Origin of the sequence: Aquimarina mytili (assembly GCF_016735115.1) — a bacterium.
Taxonomy (GTDB): domain Bacteria; phylum Bacteroidota; class Bacteroidia; order Flavobacteriales; family Flavobacteriaceae; genus Aquimarina; species Aquimarina mytili.
In genome coordinates this window covers 61,837-81,998 of record NZ_JAERQJ010000007.1, presented here as the reverse complement: position 1 = coordinate 81,998, position 20,162 = coordinate 61,837, and the positions used below count along the sequence as shown (strand labels likewise).

Annotated in this window: 17 protein-coding genes; 11 read left to right on the top strand and 6 right to left on the bottom strand. The window is 32.5% G+C overall.

Annotated features, from left to right (window positions below; all coding sequences use genetic code 11):
• Positions 1-124: 124 nt before the first annotated feature.
• From JJQ60_RS16435 to radC, 3 genes are all read right to left on the bottom strand, one after another.
• Positions 125-814 carry a YjjG family noncanonical pyrimidine nucleotidase gene (locus JJQ60_RS16435; protein WP_201922808.1) on the bottom strand — a complete coding sequence of 230 codons (690 nt, stop codon included), beginning with the start codon at positions 812-814 and terminating at the stop codon, positions 125-127.
• Positions 804-2,108, bottom strand: a complete 1,305-nt coding sequence (locus JJQ60_RS16430) for a polysaccharide deacetylase family protein (protein ID WP_201922806.1) — start codon at positions 2,106-2,108, stop codon at positions 804-806. The genes JJQ60_RS16435 and JJQ60_RS16430 overlap by 11 nt, the downstream gene beginning before the upstream one ends.
• A gap of 93 nt (positions 2,109-2,201) precedes the next feature.
• A complete protein-coding gene (gene radC, locus JJQ60_RS16425) occupies positions 2,202-2,900 on the bottom strand; it encodes a RadC family protein (protein ID WP_201922803.1) in 699 nt (232 codons plus the stop codon).
• Positions 2,901-3,128: 228 nt separating this feature from the next.
• On the opposite strand from radC, the gene JJQ60_RS16420 reads away from it, so the two are divergent.
• From JJQ60_RS16420 to JJQ60_RS16410, 3 genes are all read left to right on the top strand, one after another.
• Positions 3,129-3,572: a hypothetical protein gene (locus tag JJQ60_RS16420; protein WP_201922800.1), complete on the top strand. Its 444-nt coding sequence runs from the start codon at positions 3,129-3,131 to the stop codon at positions 3,570-3,572.
• 113 nt (positions 3,573-3,685) lie between these two features.
• Positions 3,686-4,129: a DUF1569 domain-containing protein gene (locus JJQ60_RS16415; RefSeq protein ID WP_201922797.1), complete on the top strand. Its 444-nt coding sequence runs from the start codon at positions 3,686-3,688 to the stop codon at positions 4,127-4,129.
• Between the two features lie 3 nt (positions 4,130-4,132).
• The gene (locus JJQ60_RS16410; RefSeq protein ID WP_201922794.1) at positions 4,133-4,732 is read left to right on the top strand and encodes an FMN-binding negative transcriptional regulator; all 600 of its coding nucleotides are present in this window, start codon (positions 4,133-4,135) and stop codon (positions 4,730-4,732) included.
• On the opposite strand, the gene JJQ60_RS16405 is transcribed toward JJQ60_RS16410, so the two are convergent.
• The gene (locus JJQ60_RS16405; RefSeq protein WP_201922791.1) at positions 4,729-6,087 is read right to left on the bottom strand and encodes a UDP-N-acetylmuramate--L-alanine ligase; all 1,359 of its coding nucleotides are present in this window, start codon (positions 6,085-6,087) and stop codon (positions 4,729-4,731) included. The two genes, JJQ60_RS16410 and JJQ60_RS16405, sit on opposite strands and share 4 nt — an antisense overlap.
• A 437-nt stretch (positions 6,088-6,524) precedes the next feature.
• Here JJQ60_RS16405 and JJQ60_RS16400 point away from each other — a divergent pair, with 437 nt between their 5' ends.
• The 3 genes from JJQ60_RS16400 to JJQ60_RS16390 all read left to right on the top strand — a co-directional run bounded on the left by JJQ60_RS16400 (position 6,525) and on the right by JJQ60_RS16390 (position 15,242).
• The gene (locus JJQ60_RS16400; RefSeq protein ID WP_201922788.1) at positions 6,525-12,599 is read left to right on the top strand and encodes an alpha-2-macroglobulin family protein; all 6,075 of its coding nucleotides are present in this window, start codon (positions 6,525-6,527) and stop codon (positions 12,597-12,599) included.
• Positions 12,600-13,083: 484 nt separating this feature from the next.
• A complete protein-coding gene (locus tag JJQ60_RS16395) occupies positions 13,084-13,734 on the top strand; it encodes a TIGR02117 family protein (protein WP_201922784.1) in 651 nt (216 codons plus the stop codon).
• A 53-nt stretch (positions 13,735-13,787) separates the two neighbouring features.
• Positions 13,788-15,242 carry a hypothetical protein gene (locus JJQ60_RS16390; RefSeq protein ID WP_201922779.1) on the top strand — a complete coding sequence of 485 codons (1,455 nt, stop codon included), beginning with the start codon at positions 13,788-13,790 and terminating at the stop codon, positions 15,240-15,242.
• Positions 15,243-15,299: 57 nt separating this feature from the next.
• Here the strand turns inward: JJQ60_RS16390 and JJQ60_RS16385 are convergent, their stop codons facing one another.
• Positions 15,300-15,911 carry a fasciclin domain-containing protein gene (locus JJQ60_RS16385; RefSeq protein ID WP_201922776.1) on the bottom strand — a complete coding sequence of 204 codons (612 nt, stop codon included), beginning with the start codon at positions 15,909-15,911 and terminating at the stop codon, positions 15,300-15,302.
• Positions 15,912-16,044: 133 nt separating this feature from the next.
• Here JJQ60_RS16385 and JJQ60_RS16380 point away from each other — a divergent pair, with 133 nt between their 5' ends.
• From JJQ60_RS16380 to JJQ60_RS16360, 5 genes are all read left to right on the top strand, one after another.
• The gene (locus JJQ60_RS16380) at positions 16,045-17,136 is read left to right on the top strand and encodes an SMP-30/gluconolactonase/LRE family protein (RefSeq protein WP_201922773.1); all 1,092 of its coding nucleotides are present in this window, start codon (positions 16,045-16,047) and stop codon (positions 17,134-17,136) included.
• A gap of 41 nt (positions 17,137-17,177) precedes the next feature.
• The gene (locus JJQ60_RS16375; protein ID WP_201922770.1) at positions 17,178-17,753 is read left to right on the top strand and encodes a Crp/Fnr family transcriptional regulator; all 576 of its coding nucleotides are present in this window, start codon (positions 17,178-17,180) and stop codon (positions 17,751-17,753) included.
• A 75-nt stretch (positions 17,754-17,828) separates the two neighbouring features.
• Positions 17,829-18,281, top strand: a complete 453-nt coding sequence (locus JJQ60_RS16370) for a carboxymuconolactone decarboxylase family protein (RefSeq protein ID WP_201922768.1) — start codon at positions 17,829-17,831, stop codon at positions 18,279-18,281.
• A gap of 15 nt (positions 18,282-18,296) precedes the next feature.
• The gene (locus JJQ60_RS16365) at positions 18,297-18,725 is read left to right on the top strand and encodes a DoxX family protein (RefSeq protein WP_201922765.1); all 429 of its coding nucleotides are present in this window, start codon (positions 18,297-18,299) and stop codon (positions 18,723-18,725) included.
• A 66-nt stretch (positions 18,726-18,791) separates the two neighbouring features.
• Positions 18,792-19,112: a GNAT family N-acetyltransferase gene (locus tag JJQ60_RS16360; RefSeq protein ID WP_201922762.1), complete on the top strand. Its 321-nt coding sequence runs from the start codon at positions 18,792-18,794 to the stop codon at positions 19,110-19,112.
• Positions 19,113-19,130: 18 nt separating this feature from the next.
• Here JJQ60_RS16360 and obgE read toward each other — a convergent pair whose 3' ends face one another.
• On the bottom strand, positions 19,131-20,129 hold the full coding sequence (gene obgE, locus JJQ60_RS16355) for a GTPase ObgE (RefSeq protein WP_201922758.1): 999 nt from the start codon (positions 20,127-20,129) through the stop codon (positions 19,131-19,133).
• Positions 20,130-20,162 lie beyond the last annotated feature (33 nt).

The window sequence follows — 20,162 nt, the reverse complement described above, 5'->3', positions numbered from 1 at the left end:
ACAAGGTATATTATTAAACTGATTGCAAGATGATAATAATCTGGATAATTATTAAATTATCTAAGAAATTATTTTGCACATTTCAAATTACATCGTGCATCTTCAGATAGGTTGTACCGACTAACTATAGAAGTTTTTTTATTTGTTTAAGTTCCGAAACCTGAATATTCTGCTTTGGTAGTTTTTCTTTATGATAATTAAAACATATGGTTTTTAAGCCAAAAGCTTGGGCGCCTAAAATATCGGCTTCATAATTATCTCCAATCATAACACTATTGGTAATATCTGCACCTGATACCCTTATAGCATGTTCAAAAATAAATGGATTAGGTTTTTTTACTCCAACCTCTTCACTATTAGTTATGGTTTTGAAATAATGTTTTATCCCTGAGCTAGCCAACTTATTGTTCTGTACTTCTTTGAAACCATTTGTTATGATATGCATTTCATATTTTGGCTTTAGATACTCTAACAGCTCTTTGGTACCGTCTATGAGATAATTATTGAGCGGTAAAAAATCAATATAGTCATCAGACATAGTGTCTATTGTATCTATATGAAATTCGATACCAAAAGCTGTGAAAGCTTCAATAAGTCTATTTCTTCTTAAATGCTTTTTACTTACTCTTTCTTCTCTATAAAGCTTCCAGTACTTCATATTAATAGGTTGATATTTCTCTATAAAATCATCTATTTGAAGATTTACATTAAACTTCTCAAAAAGCATCTCAAAAGCCAATGAAGAATTTTTGTCAAAGTCCCAAAGCGTATGATCCAGGTCAAAAAAAATGTGTTTGATTATATTATTCATCATCTATATTCCAGATAAATTCTAGTATTGATTTCCAATATGACTGATCTTCTAATTCACTAAAAGTAACATTACTAAAGATAGGAATAAAAGCTCCTTTAACTTTTTTTATTTTTTCTATGTATGATATTATTTCTTTTCTTATCGATCCTTCATTTTTCGAACCATCATCGTCAGTCAGGCTAGTAAAACAAAAAGAATACACAATCAAAGGGGTTTGCACCTCATAATCAAGATCATAAAACATAAATGGCGTGCATGTACCAGCTCTAAAACCAGAAAATCCGGCATATCCCATAGAATAATCTTCTTGTATTTCTAATTCAATGAAATTGCGATACGCCTCTGGTAATTTTAATTTAAAAAAAGAACATAGCGAGTATAACAATCTTCTATTTAGAATACTTTCAATGCGTTGCTTTTCTTTATTTAATACAGATGCATTACTAATAGCATCATACGAGACCTTAAGGCCTACATCTATATAGTCTGCAATATGCTTGATTATGGATTGGTGTCGCGGATTATTATATCCAATATTTTTTTCGTATTTCGAATAATCCCCCAATCCAAACAACACCTTTGCTTTCCTTTTTTTCAGTTTTTGCAGATCAATTATGAAATCAAATGTATTATAAGGGTCTTTTTTCATACCCAGATTCACTCTTATTCTATCGGTAAACTGATCAAATTTTAAATTCCATAAATCTCTAATCCCTCCTCCAATAGATCTTAAAACTCCTTTATTTTTATAAGCAAAAGTTTGATCCACAGAAATAACGGGTATTACTGCAAACTTTTTATCTACAAATTGAAGCTCGGGATATTTTTCTAAAAGAACATCTTTGAATTTATATGCCCATATATCTATGACTGGTTCTTGTAAAAAATCATGAGTATAGGCAATACTCTCTACTGCTGGGAAACGGCCATACTCATCTTTTACATGTGGTAAATACTCCTCATAACGTGTCAATAAATAAAAAGTTGCAGCAAAAATATCAAAAGGCAATGCTGAACTAGCGTGCTTTATCTCAAAAAAGCATTTTGTGTTTTCCCAGTCGAATACTTGTATCTCTGTATCGTTTAATCCATGTTCAAAGAGTAAATCAACGCTTTGGAAATATAGTTCTTTGCTTAAGGGCTTTTTTCCGTATGAAAATTTAGGGCCGTCGTGCGCAATAAATGTTTCTATTTTAGAGGTCAAATTTACTTCTAACCCCAAAATTCGTTTACAGATTTGTTTAAATGTATAAGAAACTCTTGGTGTAACTTTTTGTACATGAATTAGTAACATAGTTCTAATTACAAATTAAGAATTATTGAGGTTTTAAATTACGGCTGTACTCTAAATATTTAAATCAAATTTTTATTTATAGTCAGCCTATATTTATAAGATTGATTCGTCTGCAAAGCTAAAATAATTCTTTTCGGTAATAATAAGGTGATCCAAAACAATAATATCTAAACTAAAACCTGCTTGTTTTAGTTTTTGAGTTATATTTTTATCCGATAGACTTGGATCTATTGATCCACCAGGATGATTATGTCCTAAGATAATTGAAGTAGCGCCACATTCTAATGCAGATCTAAAAATAATTCGAGGGTCTACAACTGTACTAGTTTTCCCACCAAGACTAATCTGCTTTTTTTGGATTACCTTTTTAGCATTATTTAGAAACAATACCCAAAACTCTTCATGATCAAGATCTCCAAGCATTGGGTAAAAAACATTAAAAGCATCTTTACTACTAGTAATTTTTGGCACAATCAAACTATCTTCTTCTCGCCTTCTTCTACCCAACTCCAATCCTGCTACAATCGCTATTGCTTTTGCTTCACCAATACCTTTAAAGCCCATTAACTGTTTTACTGAAAGCTTGCTCAAGGCATCTATTTTATGATCGACGCTAGCAAGTATTCGTTTGCTCAAGGTGACGGCACTTTCATTTCGATTTCCTGAACCAATAAGTATAGCTATTAATTCGGCATCTGTTAATGTATTTTTCCCTTTAGCGATTAATTTTTCTCTTGGACGATCATTCTCACTCCATTCTTTGATAGAAAATGAAGAATTTGGTTCACTCATTTTAAAAATTTATAGTTAAAAAACGACGTATATTTCTACCTATAAGTATAAACTATTTATCTCAATTACAACGTATTATTATGCATTTTATCTATAAAATTGTATTTCGTTTTTTTAAATACTCCTCAATATTTAATACATATATTTGTTTGAAAATGAAAGTTTTACTATATTTGGGCACCCTTATTTCTAAAATGAATAATTTAACAACTTCAAATTAACCTATTTATGAAGAATATTTTTACTATTGTTTTACTTTTTGCTACACTTAGTTTTTATGGCCAGGACAAGAAAATTTCCTTTTTAGATCTAGTAGGAAATAACATACAAGTTCCTAGAGGATGTGAAGCTCAGTCTGTATATGAATTACAGGCCTGCAATGGAACTTCTATTAAGTGGGACTATTATAGCACAGATATGCTCAATGAAGTATTTAATGCTACTATTAGTGCATTTGCAGAAGGTAACAGTTCTAAGACTGAAGTTACTTTTACCTCTTTTGGAGGACAGTTAAAAGGATATAAATTTAAAATGGGTACCACTTTTCAATATTTTTTGATGGGTACTATTAAAGACCAACCTTTAATGATCAATTTAGGAACTCCTAAAGACATTACTAAAAGTGATGATCTCGATGGATTTTTAAGCTTATTCTTCGATGAAGTAGGTTAATAAAGATATAAAAAAAATATGCATAAAGGCTAATCGTATGATTAGCCTTTATTTTTTTCAATTAATATACTATTTTTGGATATAGTTGTTTTATCCAACAAAATCTAACTTACATGAAATCTTTGTTTGAGCACACCACACAAAATGAAATCGAAGATCGTATTCAAAGCCTTTCTAACAATAGTATACCTGAATGGGGCAAGATGAATGTTTCACAAATGTTATTTCACTGTCAATTCCCTTTAAAGATTGCTTTACAAAAAGAACATCCACAGCTAAAACCCAATTTATTGGCTAAATTGTTCTTCAAAAAAGCAATGTACAATGATAAACCATGGAAGAAAAATTTGCCAACTCATTCAAAATTAAAAGTTGTCGATCAAAAAGAGTTTGAAAAAGAAAAAGTAACACTTCTTAGTCTTGTTTCAGAGTTTTCAAACCAAAGAGATAAAAAAGAATGGGATCCTCATCCAATGTTTGGAAAATTTACCCCTGAACAATGGGGAAAGATGCAATACAAACACCTTGATCATCATTTAAAACAATTTAACGTATAATCTGTGTATCCACCAAAACACCATCAAGATTACAATACCAGCACGATCAAAGAAGTTGCTAGAACATATCCTTTTGCCACTCTAGTTTCGGCAAAAGATAAAACACCATTTATAACTCATGCTCCTTTAATTTTTCATGGAGACACCTTAGTTGCACATATTGATATACACAATCCTCATATAGCGCTATTAAAAGAAGATTATCCTATTACAGCAATTTTTCAGGGACCACAAACCTATATCTCACCATCCATTTACACAACCAAACAACTCCCGACATGGAACTATATCATAGCTCACGCCAAAGGAACGGTAAAAGAAATACTTGATCCCGTTAGGGTTAAAAAGTCTATTTTAGCTATGACCGAGTTTCTAGAAGCTCCCGATCAAAAATTTATATTAGATTTTGATGATAAAAGAATGGATCGTTTAGTACCTTATATTCATTGTTTTGAAATTAACGTCAAAGAATGGGAAGGGAAATTTAAACTAAGTCAGGATAAAGTTCCAGCAGATATTGAGAATGCAAAACAAGAGCTCATTCTAAACAATCAAAAAAATGTAAAAGATTTTGTAAATACTATATTCGAGTTACATTTTTAATGTTCAATCCACTCTTTTACCTCATCAAAATTTAACCCACCATAATTACCGCTACTCATTAAAAGTAGTACAGAATTTGAAAAATTCTTTTGTTTTAAATACTCTTGAAATTCTTCTGGATTGGTATAAATAATTAAATCATTTCGATTAAATGCTTCTTCTATTTGAGCTGCTGAAACCTCTTCGAGTTTTTTAATTTTTACAGCATCAGGAGAGTAGAATACCACAGCTTCATCGGCAGATTTTAAGGCACCTTCATATTCTTTCAAAAACTCTGAGTTAAGGCTGCTATAGGTATGCAATTCCAGGCATGCCACTACATGTTTATTGCTGTATTGTTCTTTTACGGCTGTTGTAGTTGCACTTACTTTTGATGGACTATGAGCAAAATCTTTATAGGCTATACTTGTAGATCCTTCAGCAATTTTTTCGAGGCGTTTTGATGCTCCTTTAAAAGAAGCAATGGCCTCATAGAAATCATCTTCATCAATCCCCATATGTTGACAAATCCATTTAGCACCTGCCAAATTACTTAAATTATGCCCTCCAAATACTTCAATAGGCATCTCTCCTTCTGGCGTATCTAATAATGTTTTCCCTTCCTCTACTCTATAATCAGGAGTAGTATAGGCAAATTTCCGAATAGGGTTTTCTGCAGCTTCTGCCAATTCTTTCACAACGGTATCTTCTTCATTATACACTAATGCACCTCCATTGATAATAGAACTCATAAAAACCCTGAATTGATCAACATAATTATCAAAAGTTGGAAATACATTGATATGATCCCATGCTATACCACTAACTAAAGCAATATTAGGTTGATACAAATGAAATTTTGGTCTGCGATCAATCGGAGAAGATAAATACTCATCCCCTTCTAGCACTATAAAATCATTTTCTTCAGTAAGATGAACCATGGTATCAAACCCCTCAAGTTGTGCACCTACCATATAGTCTACCTGCTTATCATGATAATGCAGCACATGCAAAATCATTGAAGTAATGGTCGTTTTACCATGAGAACCTCCAATTACTACTCGTGTTTTATTTTTTGATTGTTCAAATAAAAACTCTGGATATGAATATATTTTTAACTCCAATTCTTGCGCCTTAAGAAGCTCAGGATTATCTTCTTTGGCATGCATTCCTAAAATAATAGCATCAAGATCATTGGTGATTTTTTCAGAATACCAACCAAATTCTTCAGGTAGCAATCCATGAGTATCTAATCTTGATTTTGAAGGTTCAAAAATTGTATCATCGCTTCCGGTGACCTGATACCCTTTCTTATGTAAGGCAATAGCAAGATTATGCATTGCACTCCCTCCTATTGCAATAAAATGTACGCGCATAGTTAATTCTTAAATCGAAAGTAAAGATACAATCTACAATGAATAATAAAAGAATGAGAAAGCGAAAAACTAAATTACTTCGGTTTAAGCTGCTTTTTACTATATATTTTGAATCCCTTATTCCACCACTAAAAAATGAAACGATAGGGTTAGGGTAATAAGATCTTTAGATCAAAAACATATCCTTAGTTCTCCCCTTTTTGAAAGAACACAATAATTTTAAGGCTTAAGAAGGGTTGACAACCTCAACATTTTAACACAGCATGTATTATACAAACTCAATAATACAACCACCACGCTAATCAAAACCTCTATTTCACTCATTTATCATATGTATTCCGTAGCTTTATGATGTTATTTACAAAACATAGGTAAAGTGCTAAACGAATTTGGTACATCTCTTGCTTATATTTAGTTAACAACCTAAAACCTTTACGATGAAAAAATATATCATCCTTATCATAATCTGTATACTAAACGCAAACTATATGACTGGTCAGAATGATTATCAAAACGATTGGAAAGAAGTAGAAGCTTTTGACCAGAAAGGATTGCCTAAATCTGCTTTAGAAATTGTAGAAAATATATACAACAAAGCTAAAAAGCAAAACAACGACAACCAGGTTGCAAAGGCTTTGCTTTATAAGGCAAAATATTTGATCACCTTAGAGGAAAACGCACAACTTACTATAATTAAAGAAATAAAAGAGGAAATTGAACAAAGTAAATTTCCGAAAAAGAATGTTTTAGAAAGTATATTGGCTAATTTATATTGGCAATATTTTAAAACCAATAGATGGAAATTCTACAACAGAACTGAAACTTCAGAAAAAGTTGATCAAGAAGATTTTAGAACCTGGGATTTAGAAACACTATTTGCAGAAGTACACTTACATTATCAAAAATCGATTGAAAATGGAGTGTTGGCCCAACAAACAGACCTTACAAAGTTTGACCAAATTTTATATACAGCAGAAAACTCAAAAAAATATAGACCAACGCTGTATGATTTCTTAATACATAATGCTTTAGAATTTTACAAAACCTCTGAAACCAATATCACTAAACCGGCTTATGCTTTTTCGATTGATGATGTAAAATATCTACAAGAACATTCTACATTTAGCACTATACAAATAGAAGCAAAAGACTCTTTATCCTTACAGCTAAATGCTCTAAAACTATATCAAAACCTCATCAAATTTCATTCCAGAAATAAGAGGTTAGATGCATTAACTGAGGTGAATATTGAACGTATACAATTTGTTTATGAAAATGCCGTCTTTGCTAATAAAGAAGATGTTCTATTAGAGACATTACGTATAGAAAAAGAAAAACACCCGTCCAAAGCAGCTTCAGCATTATATGACTTTGAGATTGCAAACCTTTACAAAGAGCAAGCTTCATCTTATAAACCAAAAGAAAATGAAATCCATAGATGGAGACTAAAGGAGGCCATAAAGATTTGCAATGCAGTACTTAAAAGATTCCCAGATTCTAGAGGAGCAAAAAAATGTACCACATTAAAAGAACAGATACTTAGCGAAGCCCTTGATATCAAAACCGAAAAATATGTCCCTATACAAACTCCAGGGCGATTGTTAATCACATATAAAAATTTAGATAAGTTATATTTCAAAGCCTTAAAAATAGATGTTAAACAGCAAAAAGCGCTCAAAAGATTATATAAAATAAGTGATCAGATTAAATTTTTAAACTCACTATCAACGCACAAGACCTGGGAAGCCGCCATACGAAATGAAAATGACTATCAAACCCATAATACCGAAGTATTATTACCGGAATTAGAGCAAGGATCATATTTGATTTTGGCCACAACATCTAAAGACCTTTCTTCTGAAACTATGTTTTCGTATGGAAACCTGCAAATAACCAATCTTTCATTAATAGAAAATAAAACTCCTACAGCTACTATTTTTCAGGTTTTAGATCGAAATACAGGAACACCTATTGCTAATGCCAAAATACATTTAAAAACAGATAATGCTCGTGGATACCGAGAAAAACTAAACAAAACCATCACAACAGACCAAAAAGGACAAGCATCTTTAGCGCTAAACTCTTATTATTATGATGTTACAATCACTGTATCATATAAAAAAGACTCAGCTCGCTTTGAGGGGTATTATTTAAACGAATCATATGCTCCTAGAGTGGATAATATGATTCAACTTAAGACTTTTCTTTTTACAGACCGAAGTATTTACAGACCTGGACAAACAGTATATTTTAAAGGAATTTCAATGTCTTCTAACGGGAAAGAAAATTTTGAAGTACTTTCAAATCAACTCACTTATGCAACCCTTAAAGACGTAAATGGTCAGGAAATAAAAACTTTAAATTTCAAAACCAATGAATACGGATCATTTAGTGGTGAATTTATACTTCCGTCCTCTGGTTTGACAGGAATATACACAATTCAAACCGACAACTATGACAGCACCTCTATTTCTGTTGAAGAATACAAGCGCCCTAAATTTGAAACTAAGTTCAATCCAGTAACAGAAACCTACAGAATCAATGATACTATTAAACTTACTGGTGTTGCAACTGCATATGCAGGAAGCAATATCACAGATGCTAAAGTAGTATATCGGGTACATCGCAAAGTGCAATATCCAAGATGGTGTTATTGGTATCCCAGATATACATCAGAGCCACAAGAAATCACTCATGGAGAAACCAAAACCGATCAAAACGGTGAATATAAAATTAATTTTGCAGCACTTGCCGACAAAAGTGTTTCTAAAGAAAATTTGCCCATTTTTAATTATGAAGTTATTGCAGATGTTACCGATATCAATGGCGAAACACGTAGTACAACAACTATTGTAAATGTAGGATATCATGCCATGACTGCAACCATTTCTATAGATAACAATATTGATAAAAACCAAAAGGATCATACCGCCACAATTACCACTATAAACCTAAACAATGAAGCTATTGCTGCAGAGGGAACAATAAAAATATTTAAACTATTAGCCCCAAGTAAACCTATGCGCCTTAGACCATGGAAATCTCCAGATTATGAAGGCTTTACAGAGGATGAATTTAAAAGACTATTTCCTCATGATGCATTTAAAGATGAGGATGATTATAGAGCATGGAAAAAAGGAAAATTAGTACTAAACACCTCTTTTAACACTAATACTTCAAAAGAAAACGAAAAAGGGACCCAAAAAATAAAACTAGGTGCAATTAAAAAATGGGAATCAGGAAAATATGCTATCGAACTTAATAGTAAAGATCGATTTGGGCAAGAAGTAAAAGATATACAATATATCACATTATACAGCCAAGATGATGATGTAATTAGTGATCAACAGTTATTTGAAGCCTCTTTGAATAAAACTTCATACAAAATCAATGATGAAGTGATTTTAAAATTAAGTTCTGCTTCAGAGGATATTACAGTTACCATAGATATAGAAAAGAACTATAAAATTATTGAAACACGCTTGATCAAGCTTTCCAAAGACAGTGAAACCATAAAAATACCGGTTACTAAAGAAGATCTTGGTGGATTCTCGGTATCCTACAGCTTTGTCAATTACAATGGTTATCAAAATGGAGTAATACCAATCCCTGTACCCTACGAGCCTACAGCACTAAGCATAGAGACCAAAACATTCAGAGATAAATTATCACCCGGCCAGGAAGAGACATGGAGTTTTACAATTAAAGGACCAAAAGGAGATAAAGTAACTGCAGAAGTACTTGCCAGTATGTATGATGCATCATTAGATCAATTTAAAGATCATCAATGGTATTTTGACCCAATACACCGACCATCATACTACACACAAAGCAAAAGGCAAAGTACACAAAGTTTTGGCACCAATGCTTTTAGACTTCAAAATAACCAAACACCAAGCAGATATTATGATTCACAAGGATATGATCAATTAAATTGGTTTGGATTGTATTTTGGACAAAACTATTTTGGTGGAAGAAATCGAATGATGAAATCTGCTGAAATAGCAGCTGCACCTATGATGTCTGAAATGGCCAAAGATCGAAGTTCAATTAGTGATGATGAAACTGAAGCAGCAGATGGAATGGTGGCTGGACTTGAACAAAAAAGTGAAGAAGAAAACAAATCAATAGATTCAAAAAAAGAAACCTCTTTAGAAGGTGTTAAAATTCGAAAAAACCTTCAGGAAACTGCATTTTTCTTTCCAAAGCTAACTACAGATGCCAACGGCAACGTGAGCTTTAATTTTACAGCTCCAGAGGCACTTACAAGATGGAAACTTCAACTTCTGGCTCATACCAAAGATTTAAATTCAAGTACAAAAATGCTTGAAACCGTAACCCAAAAAGAGTTAATGGTTCTGCCAAATCCTCCAAGGTTTTTAAGACAAGGTGATAAAATTGTATTAAGTTCTAAAATATCCAATCTAACCGCTAAAAATCTAAGCGGACTTGCAGAGCTTCAACTATTTGATGCACTTACTAATTCTAAAATTGATGTTGAGCTACAAAATACGAATGCGCGTCAAAATTTTGAAATTAACGCCAAAGGAAATACTAATGTATCCTGGGAATTACAAATTCCAGATAATGTGCAGACCGTACAATACAAAATCATTGCAAAAGCAGGAGAATTTTCTGATGGAGAACAAAATGCACTTCCAGTACTTAGCAATCGTATGATGGTTACCGAGACGTTACCCATGTGGATTCGTTCTAATCAAACAAAAACGTTTACACTCGACAAGCTAAAAAGTAATACTTCTAATACCTTAAAACATCACAAGCTTACATTAGAGATGACCTCTAACCCAGCTTGGTATGCTGTACAAGCACTACCCTATCTTATGGAATATCCTTATGAATGTTCTGAGCAGACATTCTCTAGATATTATGCGAATACATTGGCCAGTCATATTGCGAATTCTAATCCTAGAATCCAAGAGGTTTTTAATCAATGGAAATCTACTGATGCCTTATTGAGTAATCTCGAAAAAAATCAAGAACTAAAATCTCTTATTATTCAGGAAACACCATGGCTTAGAGATGCGCAAAGCGAAACTGAACAAAAAAAGAGAATCGCATTACTTTTTGATCTCAATAAAATGAATAACGAATTGCAAGCTGCATTAAATAAGCTAAGACAAATGCAATACGGTTCTGGCGGATTTCCTTGGTTTAAAGGTGGTCGCGAAAACCGATACATCACGCAGCATATTGTTACCGGATTTGGTCATCTAAAAAAATTAGGAGCAACTCAATATGATAATCAGACTTCTAACATGCTTAAAAGCGCAATTCGTTTTCTGGATCGAGAATTTGTAAAAGAATATGAAGAACTAAAGAGGTATTGTAAACGAAATAAGATAGATATCAATGAGAATCACTTGAGTTATACTCAGATTCATTATCTGTATATGCGTAGCTTCTTTGCAGATGTTAGAAGAGCTAAAAATACGAATGAAGCATGGGAGTACTATTTTGGGCAATCCAAAAAATACTGGCTAGACAAAAGCTTATATGCACAAGGATTACTATCACTAACATTATATAGAAATAATGACAGTATCACTGCTACAAAAATTATCAGATCATTAGATCAGAAAAGTATTACTAGTGAAGAACTAGGTATGTACTGGAAATCTAATACGGCTAGTTGGTTTTGGTATCAGGCACCAATAGAAACTCAATCTTTGATGATTGAAGTATTTTCTGAAATTGAACAAGAGCCAAAACGTACTGAAATTGTAGACAATCTAAAGGTGTGGTTACTAAAAAATAAGCAAACCAATCGTTGGAAAACCACCAAAGCCACATCAGATGCAGTATATGCTTTATTATTACAAGGTAGCGACTGGTTATCGGTAACCGATATGGTTGAAATCGTATTAGGCAATCAGAAGATAGATCCTTCTGCAATAGAGGATGTTAAAGTTGAAGCCGGAACAGGATATTTTAAAACATCTTGGAATGGCAATGAGATACAATCAGATATGGCCACTGCTAAAATCACGAAAAAAGGAAAAGGTATTGCCTGGGGAGCTTTGTACTGGCAATATTTTGAAGACCTTGATAAAATTACTACTACAGAGACACCTCTGAAGCTAAAGAAAAAACTATTTGTAAAAAAGAATACGGATACCGGTGAAGAAATCACCGAAATCACAGATAAAACCAATTTGCAACTGGGTGATCTTGTAAGAGTGCGAATAGAATTACGATCAGACCGCGCTATGGAATTTGTACATATGAAAGATATGCGTGCTTCTGGGTTAGAACCTGTTAATGTAATCTCACAATACAAATGGCAAGATGGTTTAGGATATTACGAAAGCACAAAAGATGCTGCAACTAATTTTTTCTTTGATTATTTACCAAAAGGTATTTATGTATTTGAGTATGATCTTAGAGTAAATAATAAAGGAGATTTCTCTAACGGAATAACAACGATACAAAGCATGTATGCTCCAGAGTTTACTAGCCATTCTGAAGGGGTTAGAATAACGATTAAATAATATCCATGTTTTTTTAATCTAAAACCCGTCAATTCGAGTATTTCGACCTTAGGAAAAATGTACTTCGACAAGCTCAGTAGAACTATCGAGAATAGGGTTTTAGATTAAAAACATCAAAACGCATAACTGATTAAGATGGTATATGCTCAAAAAAACACATAAACCTCCGAAAATTGTAGACTAACCTGCAAATCTAGGGCATCGACTTGCAAACGAAGTGGGTAAACTGACAAAGTTACCACGACGACTCGCAAATCTACCGGGCCAACTGACGAACTTACAGGAAACTTTAACAATTGAAGTACCCCTACCCAGTAATCTACCGGGTTTTTTAACAAATTTAGTGGGAGTACCCACTTCATGAAGTCCAGGGGGGTACTTATGTAAGTACCCCCCCTGGACTTCCAAAGTACCTGCACCATCAATTTTTCATCAAAATAAAAAATAGTTTTTAGTATTTTAGAACATAAATTCATTCTCAATCATGCAGATTATAAAGAAAATAGTAAGACCTCTAATCATCATCCTTTTTATCCCGGTTACTTATTTTGTATTTTCTATGATGTTAACCTACATTACTGTGAATAATGATCAGGATCTTACCGAGAAAAAATATAATATCTATTTAAGTTCCAATGGTGTTCATTTAGAAATCATTCTTCATAAAGACGAATTAAATAGTAGTATTCTTAAAGGACAAGTATACAATCCCGAAGCACAGTTTTTTTCTTTTGGCTGGGGAGACAAAAACTTTTATGTAGAGACGCCAACATGGGCCGATCTTACCTTTGTTAATGGATTTCGCGCCTTATTTATTAATAGTTCAACACTACTTCATGTAACAAGATATCGAGAGATTCAAAAGGATTGGGTAGAAATACAAGTTAGCCAGGCTCAACTTGATAAAATAAATACGTATATCGATACTGCATTTCGTTTAGATGATAAAGGAAAAAAAATACTACTTCCTGGATTAGGGTATTACAAAAGTGACGACTTCTATGAAGCTATCGGAAATTATCATTGTTTTAGAACATGTAATACCTGGGTAAATACAGCACTAAAAGAAAGTGACATTAAAGCTTGTGTATGGACACCTTTTGATTTTGGGTTACTTAGTATACATACAAAATAGATCATTTCGATATATTTTATTATTCTTGCATCTATATTTAAATTATACTATTGATGAATCCTATATTCAAACAAATATGTTTATTATTCGCTGTTTTCTCGTTCCTTTCTGGAACTAGTTTTGCAGGAGAAATCTCTTTCAAACCTGAAAAGAGTCAAAAAATCGAAAGTACATTCTCTGGTGACATAAATCAGGAGTCATCAATTCATCTTATTACGTTTAAAGATAAATCATTAAAGAAATTCGGTCTTAAACCTTTTTTTATAGATAAAGACGACTCTATTATTGAGTTTGAATATGTACTGTTTGAGTTCTCTGCTCCTTCAGTGATTTCATTTCATCGCAATGATAATACCTTGACTTTAGTCCTTCTTAAGAAATTTTACAAACCTTATCAAAAAAGTAGAACAAAACCGTTAAAAGAACTTGTCATTATTGATTTTGATCTCGTCACAAAAAAGTCTACTCAAAAAATAATTGAAGGTTTTGATGATTCTAGCACTATAATACGATTACCGAATAAAACTATTATTTTACATAAACATGATGCTAAATTGGAGATTTCTCAGTTAAAGAATTCTCAAAATATCGAAGAGTTAAAGATTGAGGCAAAAAAAGAAGAACTAGAACTTTTTAATTCAATTTTCTCAGATAATGTTCAATATGTAAATACCAACGAATATGTTAAAAATGGTTCTGTAGCGGCTACCAAATTATATTTTGATGATAATCTTCTGTTCTTTGATACTGTAGATAAAAAAAATCAAATAGTAGACATGATGACCATAGATCTCATGGATCTTGGAAAATTGAAGTTTACTACGTTTGGAAATTTAAGTGATCATAAAATAAAGAATATCAACACATTTATATATGACAAGAAAATATTCATTGTCTTAAAAGATAAAAATGGAATGTCTCTTGAAGTTTTTGATATAGTAACAGGAGAGAAACAATATCATGCATCTCTTCAAGAAGACTTAAAAGATTTTATTGGCTCGGAAAATCTTAATAAACTTTCTCAAAAAGTTTCATGGTCTCAGAACCGCGCAACTATTACAGTAAACAAATCTATTGAAGACAAAATGGTGGTGCGATTTGATTTTATTAATGTCAACACCTACAATTATCATCATGATTGGTGGTTTCATCATTGGATGTGGCAAAACCAAATGATGCAACAACAGCAATTAATGAACCAAAATATCAATAACATGCCTAGGTTTGGTCCTAATCCTGATTTTTATGAGGATCTTGCATTTTTAGATCTAAAAAAAGAGGACATTTCAATAGACTTGGTTTTTGACGAAAATTTTACTCCCCTAAAAGATGCAAAAACAGAAACAAAAAGAAAAGAGGTAGATAAAGATTTTTACTTGAAAATAATTGAAAAGAATAGAGATTCTAAACATGCTTCTGTTGCTTTTTCATCTCGTTCTATTAGATCTATTTTTTACTCCAAAACACAAAAAACTTTTTTTATAAAAACCAATACTTTAAAACTATAAAAAACAAAAAACGGAAGCGCTTTTACTTCCGTTTTTTGTTTCAATAGATAAATATCGTTATTTCTTAGGGATCATCACATTATCGATAGTATTAATATACCCATTCGATGCTTCAACATCTGTGGTGATCAATCTACCTCCATTACCCATTTCATCAATCAAAAACACGCTACCTCCTTTTAAAGAAGCCGTAAGTAAGTTTCCTCCTAACGTTTTTAATGGAACACTTCCTCTTCCTTCATTAATAGCCGTGATAATATCCTCTTTTGTAATCCTACTTGGAATAATGTGATATTTTAGAACATCAACAAGTTGTTCCTTATGTTCTGGCTTTAACAACTTTTCTAACGATGCACGAGAAGAACTTTCAAAGGCCGAATTTATTGGAGCAAATATGGTATATGGTCCTTCTTCGTTTAAAGCATCGTATACCTCTGATACTTTTAGCGCTTCGGTAAATTTAGAAAATCCTTTATCGGTTGATATAAATTCGGTTATGGTAGGAACCTTTTCTTCAGCCTTTTCAACAACTCCATTTTCGGGTATTTTCTGTGCTATTAATTTTCCATTTTCATCCTTAGTAACAATATATTTATCGCTGTCATTACATGATGTAACAAGGACAAATACAGACAAAGAAAAAGCAGCTAATACAGTTCTAATTTTCATTTTTGAGGGTTTTTCAGTCTTTAGATAATAGTAACGCAAGAAATCTATTTTCCTATGGTAACTTTTGGTTAAAAAATGTTAACAAAAAGTCAATATATAGCTTTAACCTCTTGCAAATCAAACCTCCTTTTAAATGGGATTAATTTGGTATCTTAGATACGAATTCAACAAAACACTTATGCGCTTAGCTAAAAGAATCGCTCTTCTTATTTTAGTCTTAATTATTCTCTTTGTTTCCCATACCGTTATTTCAACAGGTTTTTTTAGAACAATTGAATATCAATTTGATGGTAAAATTGTAAAAAAAATAGCCCTTCCGGGTGCTGAAGATATTACTGTTAGCAACAGCGATGGTTTTGCATTAATATCCTCTACAAAAAGATTGGTTTATCCTCCTAAAGAAGAAGAAAAAGGAGGGCTATACACTATTGAATTGAAGAATGGAAACTTTGATATCACACATCTTACCAGTTCTTTTAAAAAACCCTTCGCTCCTCATGGCATTTCTATGATAAAAAAGGATAGTACCTACAGAATAATGGCTATCAATCATACCCTTAATGGTCATTCTATTGAAGTATTTACACTAGATGATAATACTCTAATTTTTGAAAAATCTATAACCGATCCTTCATTAATAAGTCCAAATGATATTGTTTTAATCGATGAAAACAAGTTTTATGTTACCAATGATCATGGATATACTAAAGGAATCGGCAAATTCTTTGAAGAGTATGGTGGCCTATCGGTATCTAATGTAGTTTATTTTGATGGCGAAAAATTCACTGAAGCTGCAAAAGGTATCGCTTATGCAAACGGAATCAATTTTGACCCCAAACGAAATTTACTCTATGTAGCCTCACCCCGAGGGTTTGAAATTAAAGTATTCTCAAGAAATGCAGATGGATTATTAGAATTTATAGAGGATATACCTTGTGGTACAGGAGTAGATAATATTGAAATTGACTCGGAAGGAAACTTGTGGAGTGGCGCACATCCAAACCTATTACGATTTAAAGCATATGCACAAGGAAAAAAACCCACTGCACCTTCAGAAGTAATTAAAGTACAATATCATGGCAAAAATGATTATTTAGTTCAGAAAATTTATGTTGAAGATGGAAATGTGATGTCTGGCTCTAGTAGTGCAGCAATATTTGAAGATTTAATTTTAACAGGCAATGTTATGGATGATGAATTTTTAATCTTAAAAAAAGAAAAATAACTTTGTCATAATTATTACTCTAAATACTTTCCTTTAGAACAATGACAGACCAGCTCAAAAATCATATTCTAAAATTTGTTACTCCTCCTGATAACGAGCTTCAGTCTTTTCTAAATTTAATGGAGCTCGAAGATATTAAAAACAGAGATTATCTTTTAAAAGAAGGACACTATTGCAAATACCAATATTTTATCTTAAAAGGTTGTTTTAGATCGTTTTTTATCGATAGAAAAGGGGTAGAAAAAGTCGTTAATTTTGGAATTGAAGATTGGTGGCTCACTAATTTTGACAGCTTCATCAATCAAACAATTTCAGAGTTAAATATTCAAGCAGCAGAGGATTCAAAAGTCTTAAAAATCAGCAAATCAAACCTTGATCATATCTTGCGAGATTCTTTAGAGTTAAATCGCTACTTTAGAATTATATTAGAAAAAGTTAGAATTGCTGATCAACGCAGAATTCAGTTTATGTATAATTTATCAGGCGAAGAACTCTACACTGTTTTTAATGAACATAATCCCGATTTTGTACAGCGTGTGCCACAATATATGTTGGCATCTTACTTAGGATTTACTCCAGAATTTCTTAGCAAAATTAGGCGCAAAAAAAAACAGTGACTATTTCTTAATCTAGATTAACTTTTTACTAGTTCTTAATGTAGAATTTTGTCTTAAACAATTAAAAAATAAGACATGAATACAAAAAGAATAAGTATCAACGAGGTCAATCCTAATGCCTATAAACCTATTTATGACCTCTACAATACGATTAAAAATAGCTCATTAACGTCAACAGAGTTTTTATTACTTCAGATAAGAGCTTCACAAATTAATGGTTGCGCGTATTGTATACAAATGCATATTAAAGAAGCAGTAGAAAAAGGAGAAAAACAATATCGAATACATGCCCTTTCTGTGTGGAGAGAATCTCCTTTTTTTTCCAATGAAGAACAAATCATTCTAGAAATGACCGAACAGATAACTAATATTACTATTTCAGGGTTACAAGATGAACTATACCAAAAGGCTATTACACTTTTTGGTAAAGAAAAGGTATCAGATATTATCATGGCAATTTGCTGTATTAATGTTTGGAACAGAATTGGACGAGCCACATTGTTAACACCAATCCCTTCTCAAGATTAATAAACAACCCAGCGGATGAAGATAATTTATTATAAACTCTTTCTTAGAGCAAGCATAGCTTTTAGCTTTTTATCGGCGGTTGCAGATCGATTAGGATTATGGCCAGAAGAAATCTCTGCCTGGGGAAACTGGGCAAATTTTCTGGTGTATACAAAATTACTTAACCCCTGGTTTCCAGATAGTTTTATTAACCCGATTGGAATTGTTGTTACATTTATAGAAGTTTTATTAGCAATATTTTTGATTATTGGCTTTAAAACATCACTTTTTGCACGGTTAAGTGGATATATATTACTGCTTTTTGGATTAGCAATGACATTTACCATAGGCATTAAAGCTCCATTTGATTATTCGGTATTTACAGCTTCTGCAGCTGGATTTGGTTTAAGTTTGATCAAACAAAAATATCTTGAGATTGATGTTTTATTCAATGATAATAGGTGAACTTTAACCTTCTTTTAAGGTATAAAAATTAGCGAATAATTTATATTTAGACATATACTTTTTCATATGGAAAAAAAAGACTGGTCAAAATTGCAATTGATCAATAACACAGAGAGTCCTAAAAAACGTTTTGAGCTTCATGTTGAAAATGAAATTGCATTTATAGAGTATATTCTAGCTAAAGAAAATTCAATATACCTAACACACACCGAAGTCCCCAGATCTTTAGAAGGTAAAGGACTGGGGAGTGCTATGATAAAAAAAGCACTAGAATATATTCGAGAAAAAAAATATCAACTGGTTCCTCTTTGCCCTTTTGTAGCTGTATACCTGAAAAGACATCCTGAAGCTGGAGAAGGACTATTAAAACAAGGATACTCTGTATAATAATTATCTATAGGTAAATTATACATTCAGCATTTTCCAGAGTCTATCTTTTAGTTCTTGCAATCCTTGTTGAGCTACAGAAGAAATAAATACATAAGATACATTAAGTTGTTGATCCAGTTCCGTTTTTAGCTCTTCTTTTAATTCATCATCCAGCATATCACATTTTGAGATCGCTATAAGTCGTTCTTTATCCAAAAGATCTGGATTATAGCGACGTAATTCATCTAGAAGAATTTCATATTGCTCAACTATATCTGGCGCATCTGCAGGGATTAAAAACAATAATGTTGAATTACGCTCTATATGACGTAAAAAACGATGTCCAATACCTTTTCCTTCGGCAGCACCTTCGATAATACCAGGTATATCTGCCATCACAAAAGTTTGAAAATTGCGATATTCGACTATACCCAGGTTAGGTTTTAGTGTTGTAAACTCATAATCGGCAATTTTTGGCTTTGCGGCTGTAACTACTGATAAAAGTGTAGATTTTCCAGCATTCGGGAATCCAACCAAGCCAACATCAGCCAAAACTTTAAGCTCTAAAGTAATATCACATTCTTGTCCTTCTATTCCAGGTTGTGCATATCGTGGAGTTTGGTTTGTTGGGCTTTTAAAATGCCAATTTCCGCGGCCTCCCATACCTCCTTCTGCAGCAATATATTCTTGTCCTTCTTCTGTGATTTCTTTAATTATACTTTGTGTCTCAGTATCACGAATTACAGTTCCTAAAGGCACATCGACATAAACATCTTCTCCATCGGCTCCGGTACTTCTACTTTTGCTTCCGTGTGCCCCATGTCCTGCTTTTAAATGACGTTTAAATTTAAGATGATATAAAGTCCACATATTAGGGTTTCCCCTAATAATAACATGCCCGCCACGGCCACCATCTCCACCATCAGGTCCACCTTTGCTGATATACTTTTCTCTATGCAAGTGTGCAGAGCCTTTTCCTCCGTTACCAGAAGTTACATGTAACTTTACATAATCTACAAAATTTCCTTCTGTCATAATTCGTTTTCTGTTATCCTAGTTTAAAGCAAG

Bases quoted from the DNA above. Each gene is read 5' to 3' on its own strand.
- JJQ60_RS16435 (WP_201922808.1), bottom strand. From the start codon at position 814: ATGATGAATAATATAATCAAACACATTTTTTTTGACCTGGATCATACG.
- JJQ60_RS16430 (WP_201922806.1), bottom strand. From the start codon at position 2,108: ATGTTACTAATTCATGTACAAAAAGTTACACCAAGAGTTTCTTATACA.
- radC (WP_201922803.1), bottom strand. From the start codon at position 2,900: ATGAGTGAACCAAATTCTTCATTTTCTATCAAAGAATGGAGTGAGAAT.
- JJQ60_RS16420 (WP_201922800.1), top strand. From the start codon at position 3,129: ATGAAGAATATTTTTACTATTGTTTTACTTTTTGCTACACTTAGTTTT.
- JJQ60_RS16415 (WP_201922797.1), top strand. From the start codon at position 3,686: ATGAAATCTTTGTTTGAGCACACCACACAAAATGAAATCGAAGATCGT.
- JJQ60_RS16405 (WP_201922791.1), bottom strand. From the start codon at position 6,087: ATGCGCGTACATTTTATTGCAATAGGAGGGAGTGCAATGCATAATCTT.
- JJQ60_RS16400 (WP_201922788.1), top strand. From the start codon at position 6,525: ATGAAAAAATATATCATCCTTATCATAATCTGTATACTAAACGCAAAC.
- JJQ60_RS16395 (WP_201922784.1), top strand. From the start codon at position 13,084: ATGCAGATTATAAAGAAAATAGTAAGACCTCTAATCATCATCCTTTTT.
- JJQ60_RS16390 (WP_201922779.1), top strand. From the start codon at position 13,788: ATGAATCCTATATTCAAACAAATATGTTTATTATTCGCTGTTTTCTCG.
- JJQ60_RS16385 (WP_201922776.1), bottom strand. From the start codon at position 15,911: ATGAAAATTAGAACTGTATTAGCTGCTTTTTCTTTGTCTGTATTTGTC.
- JJQ60_RS16380 (WP_201922773.1), top strand. From the start codon at position 16,045: ATGGGATTAATTTGGTATCTTAGATACGAATTCAACAAAACACTTATG.
- JJQ60_RS16375 (WP_201922770.1), top strand. From the start codon at position 17,178: ATGACAGACCAGCTCAAAAATCATATTCTAAAATTTGTTACTCCTCCT.
- JJQ60_RS16370 (WP_201922768.1), top strand. From the start codon at position 17,829: ATGAATACAAAAAGAATAAGTATCAACGAGGTCAATCCTAATGCCTAT.
- JJQ60_RS16365 (WP_201922765.1), top strand. From the start codon at position 18,297: ATGAAGATAATTTATTATAAACTCTTTCTTAGAGCAAGCATAGCTTTT.
- JJQ60_RS16360 (WP_201922762.1), top strand. From the start codon at position 18,792: ATGGAAAAAAAAGACTGGTCAAAATTGCAATTGATCAATAACACAGAG.
- obgE (WP_201922758.1), bottom strand. From the start codon at position 20,129: ATGACAGAAGGAAATTTTGTAGATTATGTAAAGTTACATGTAACTTCT.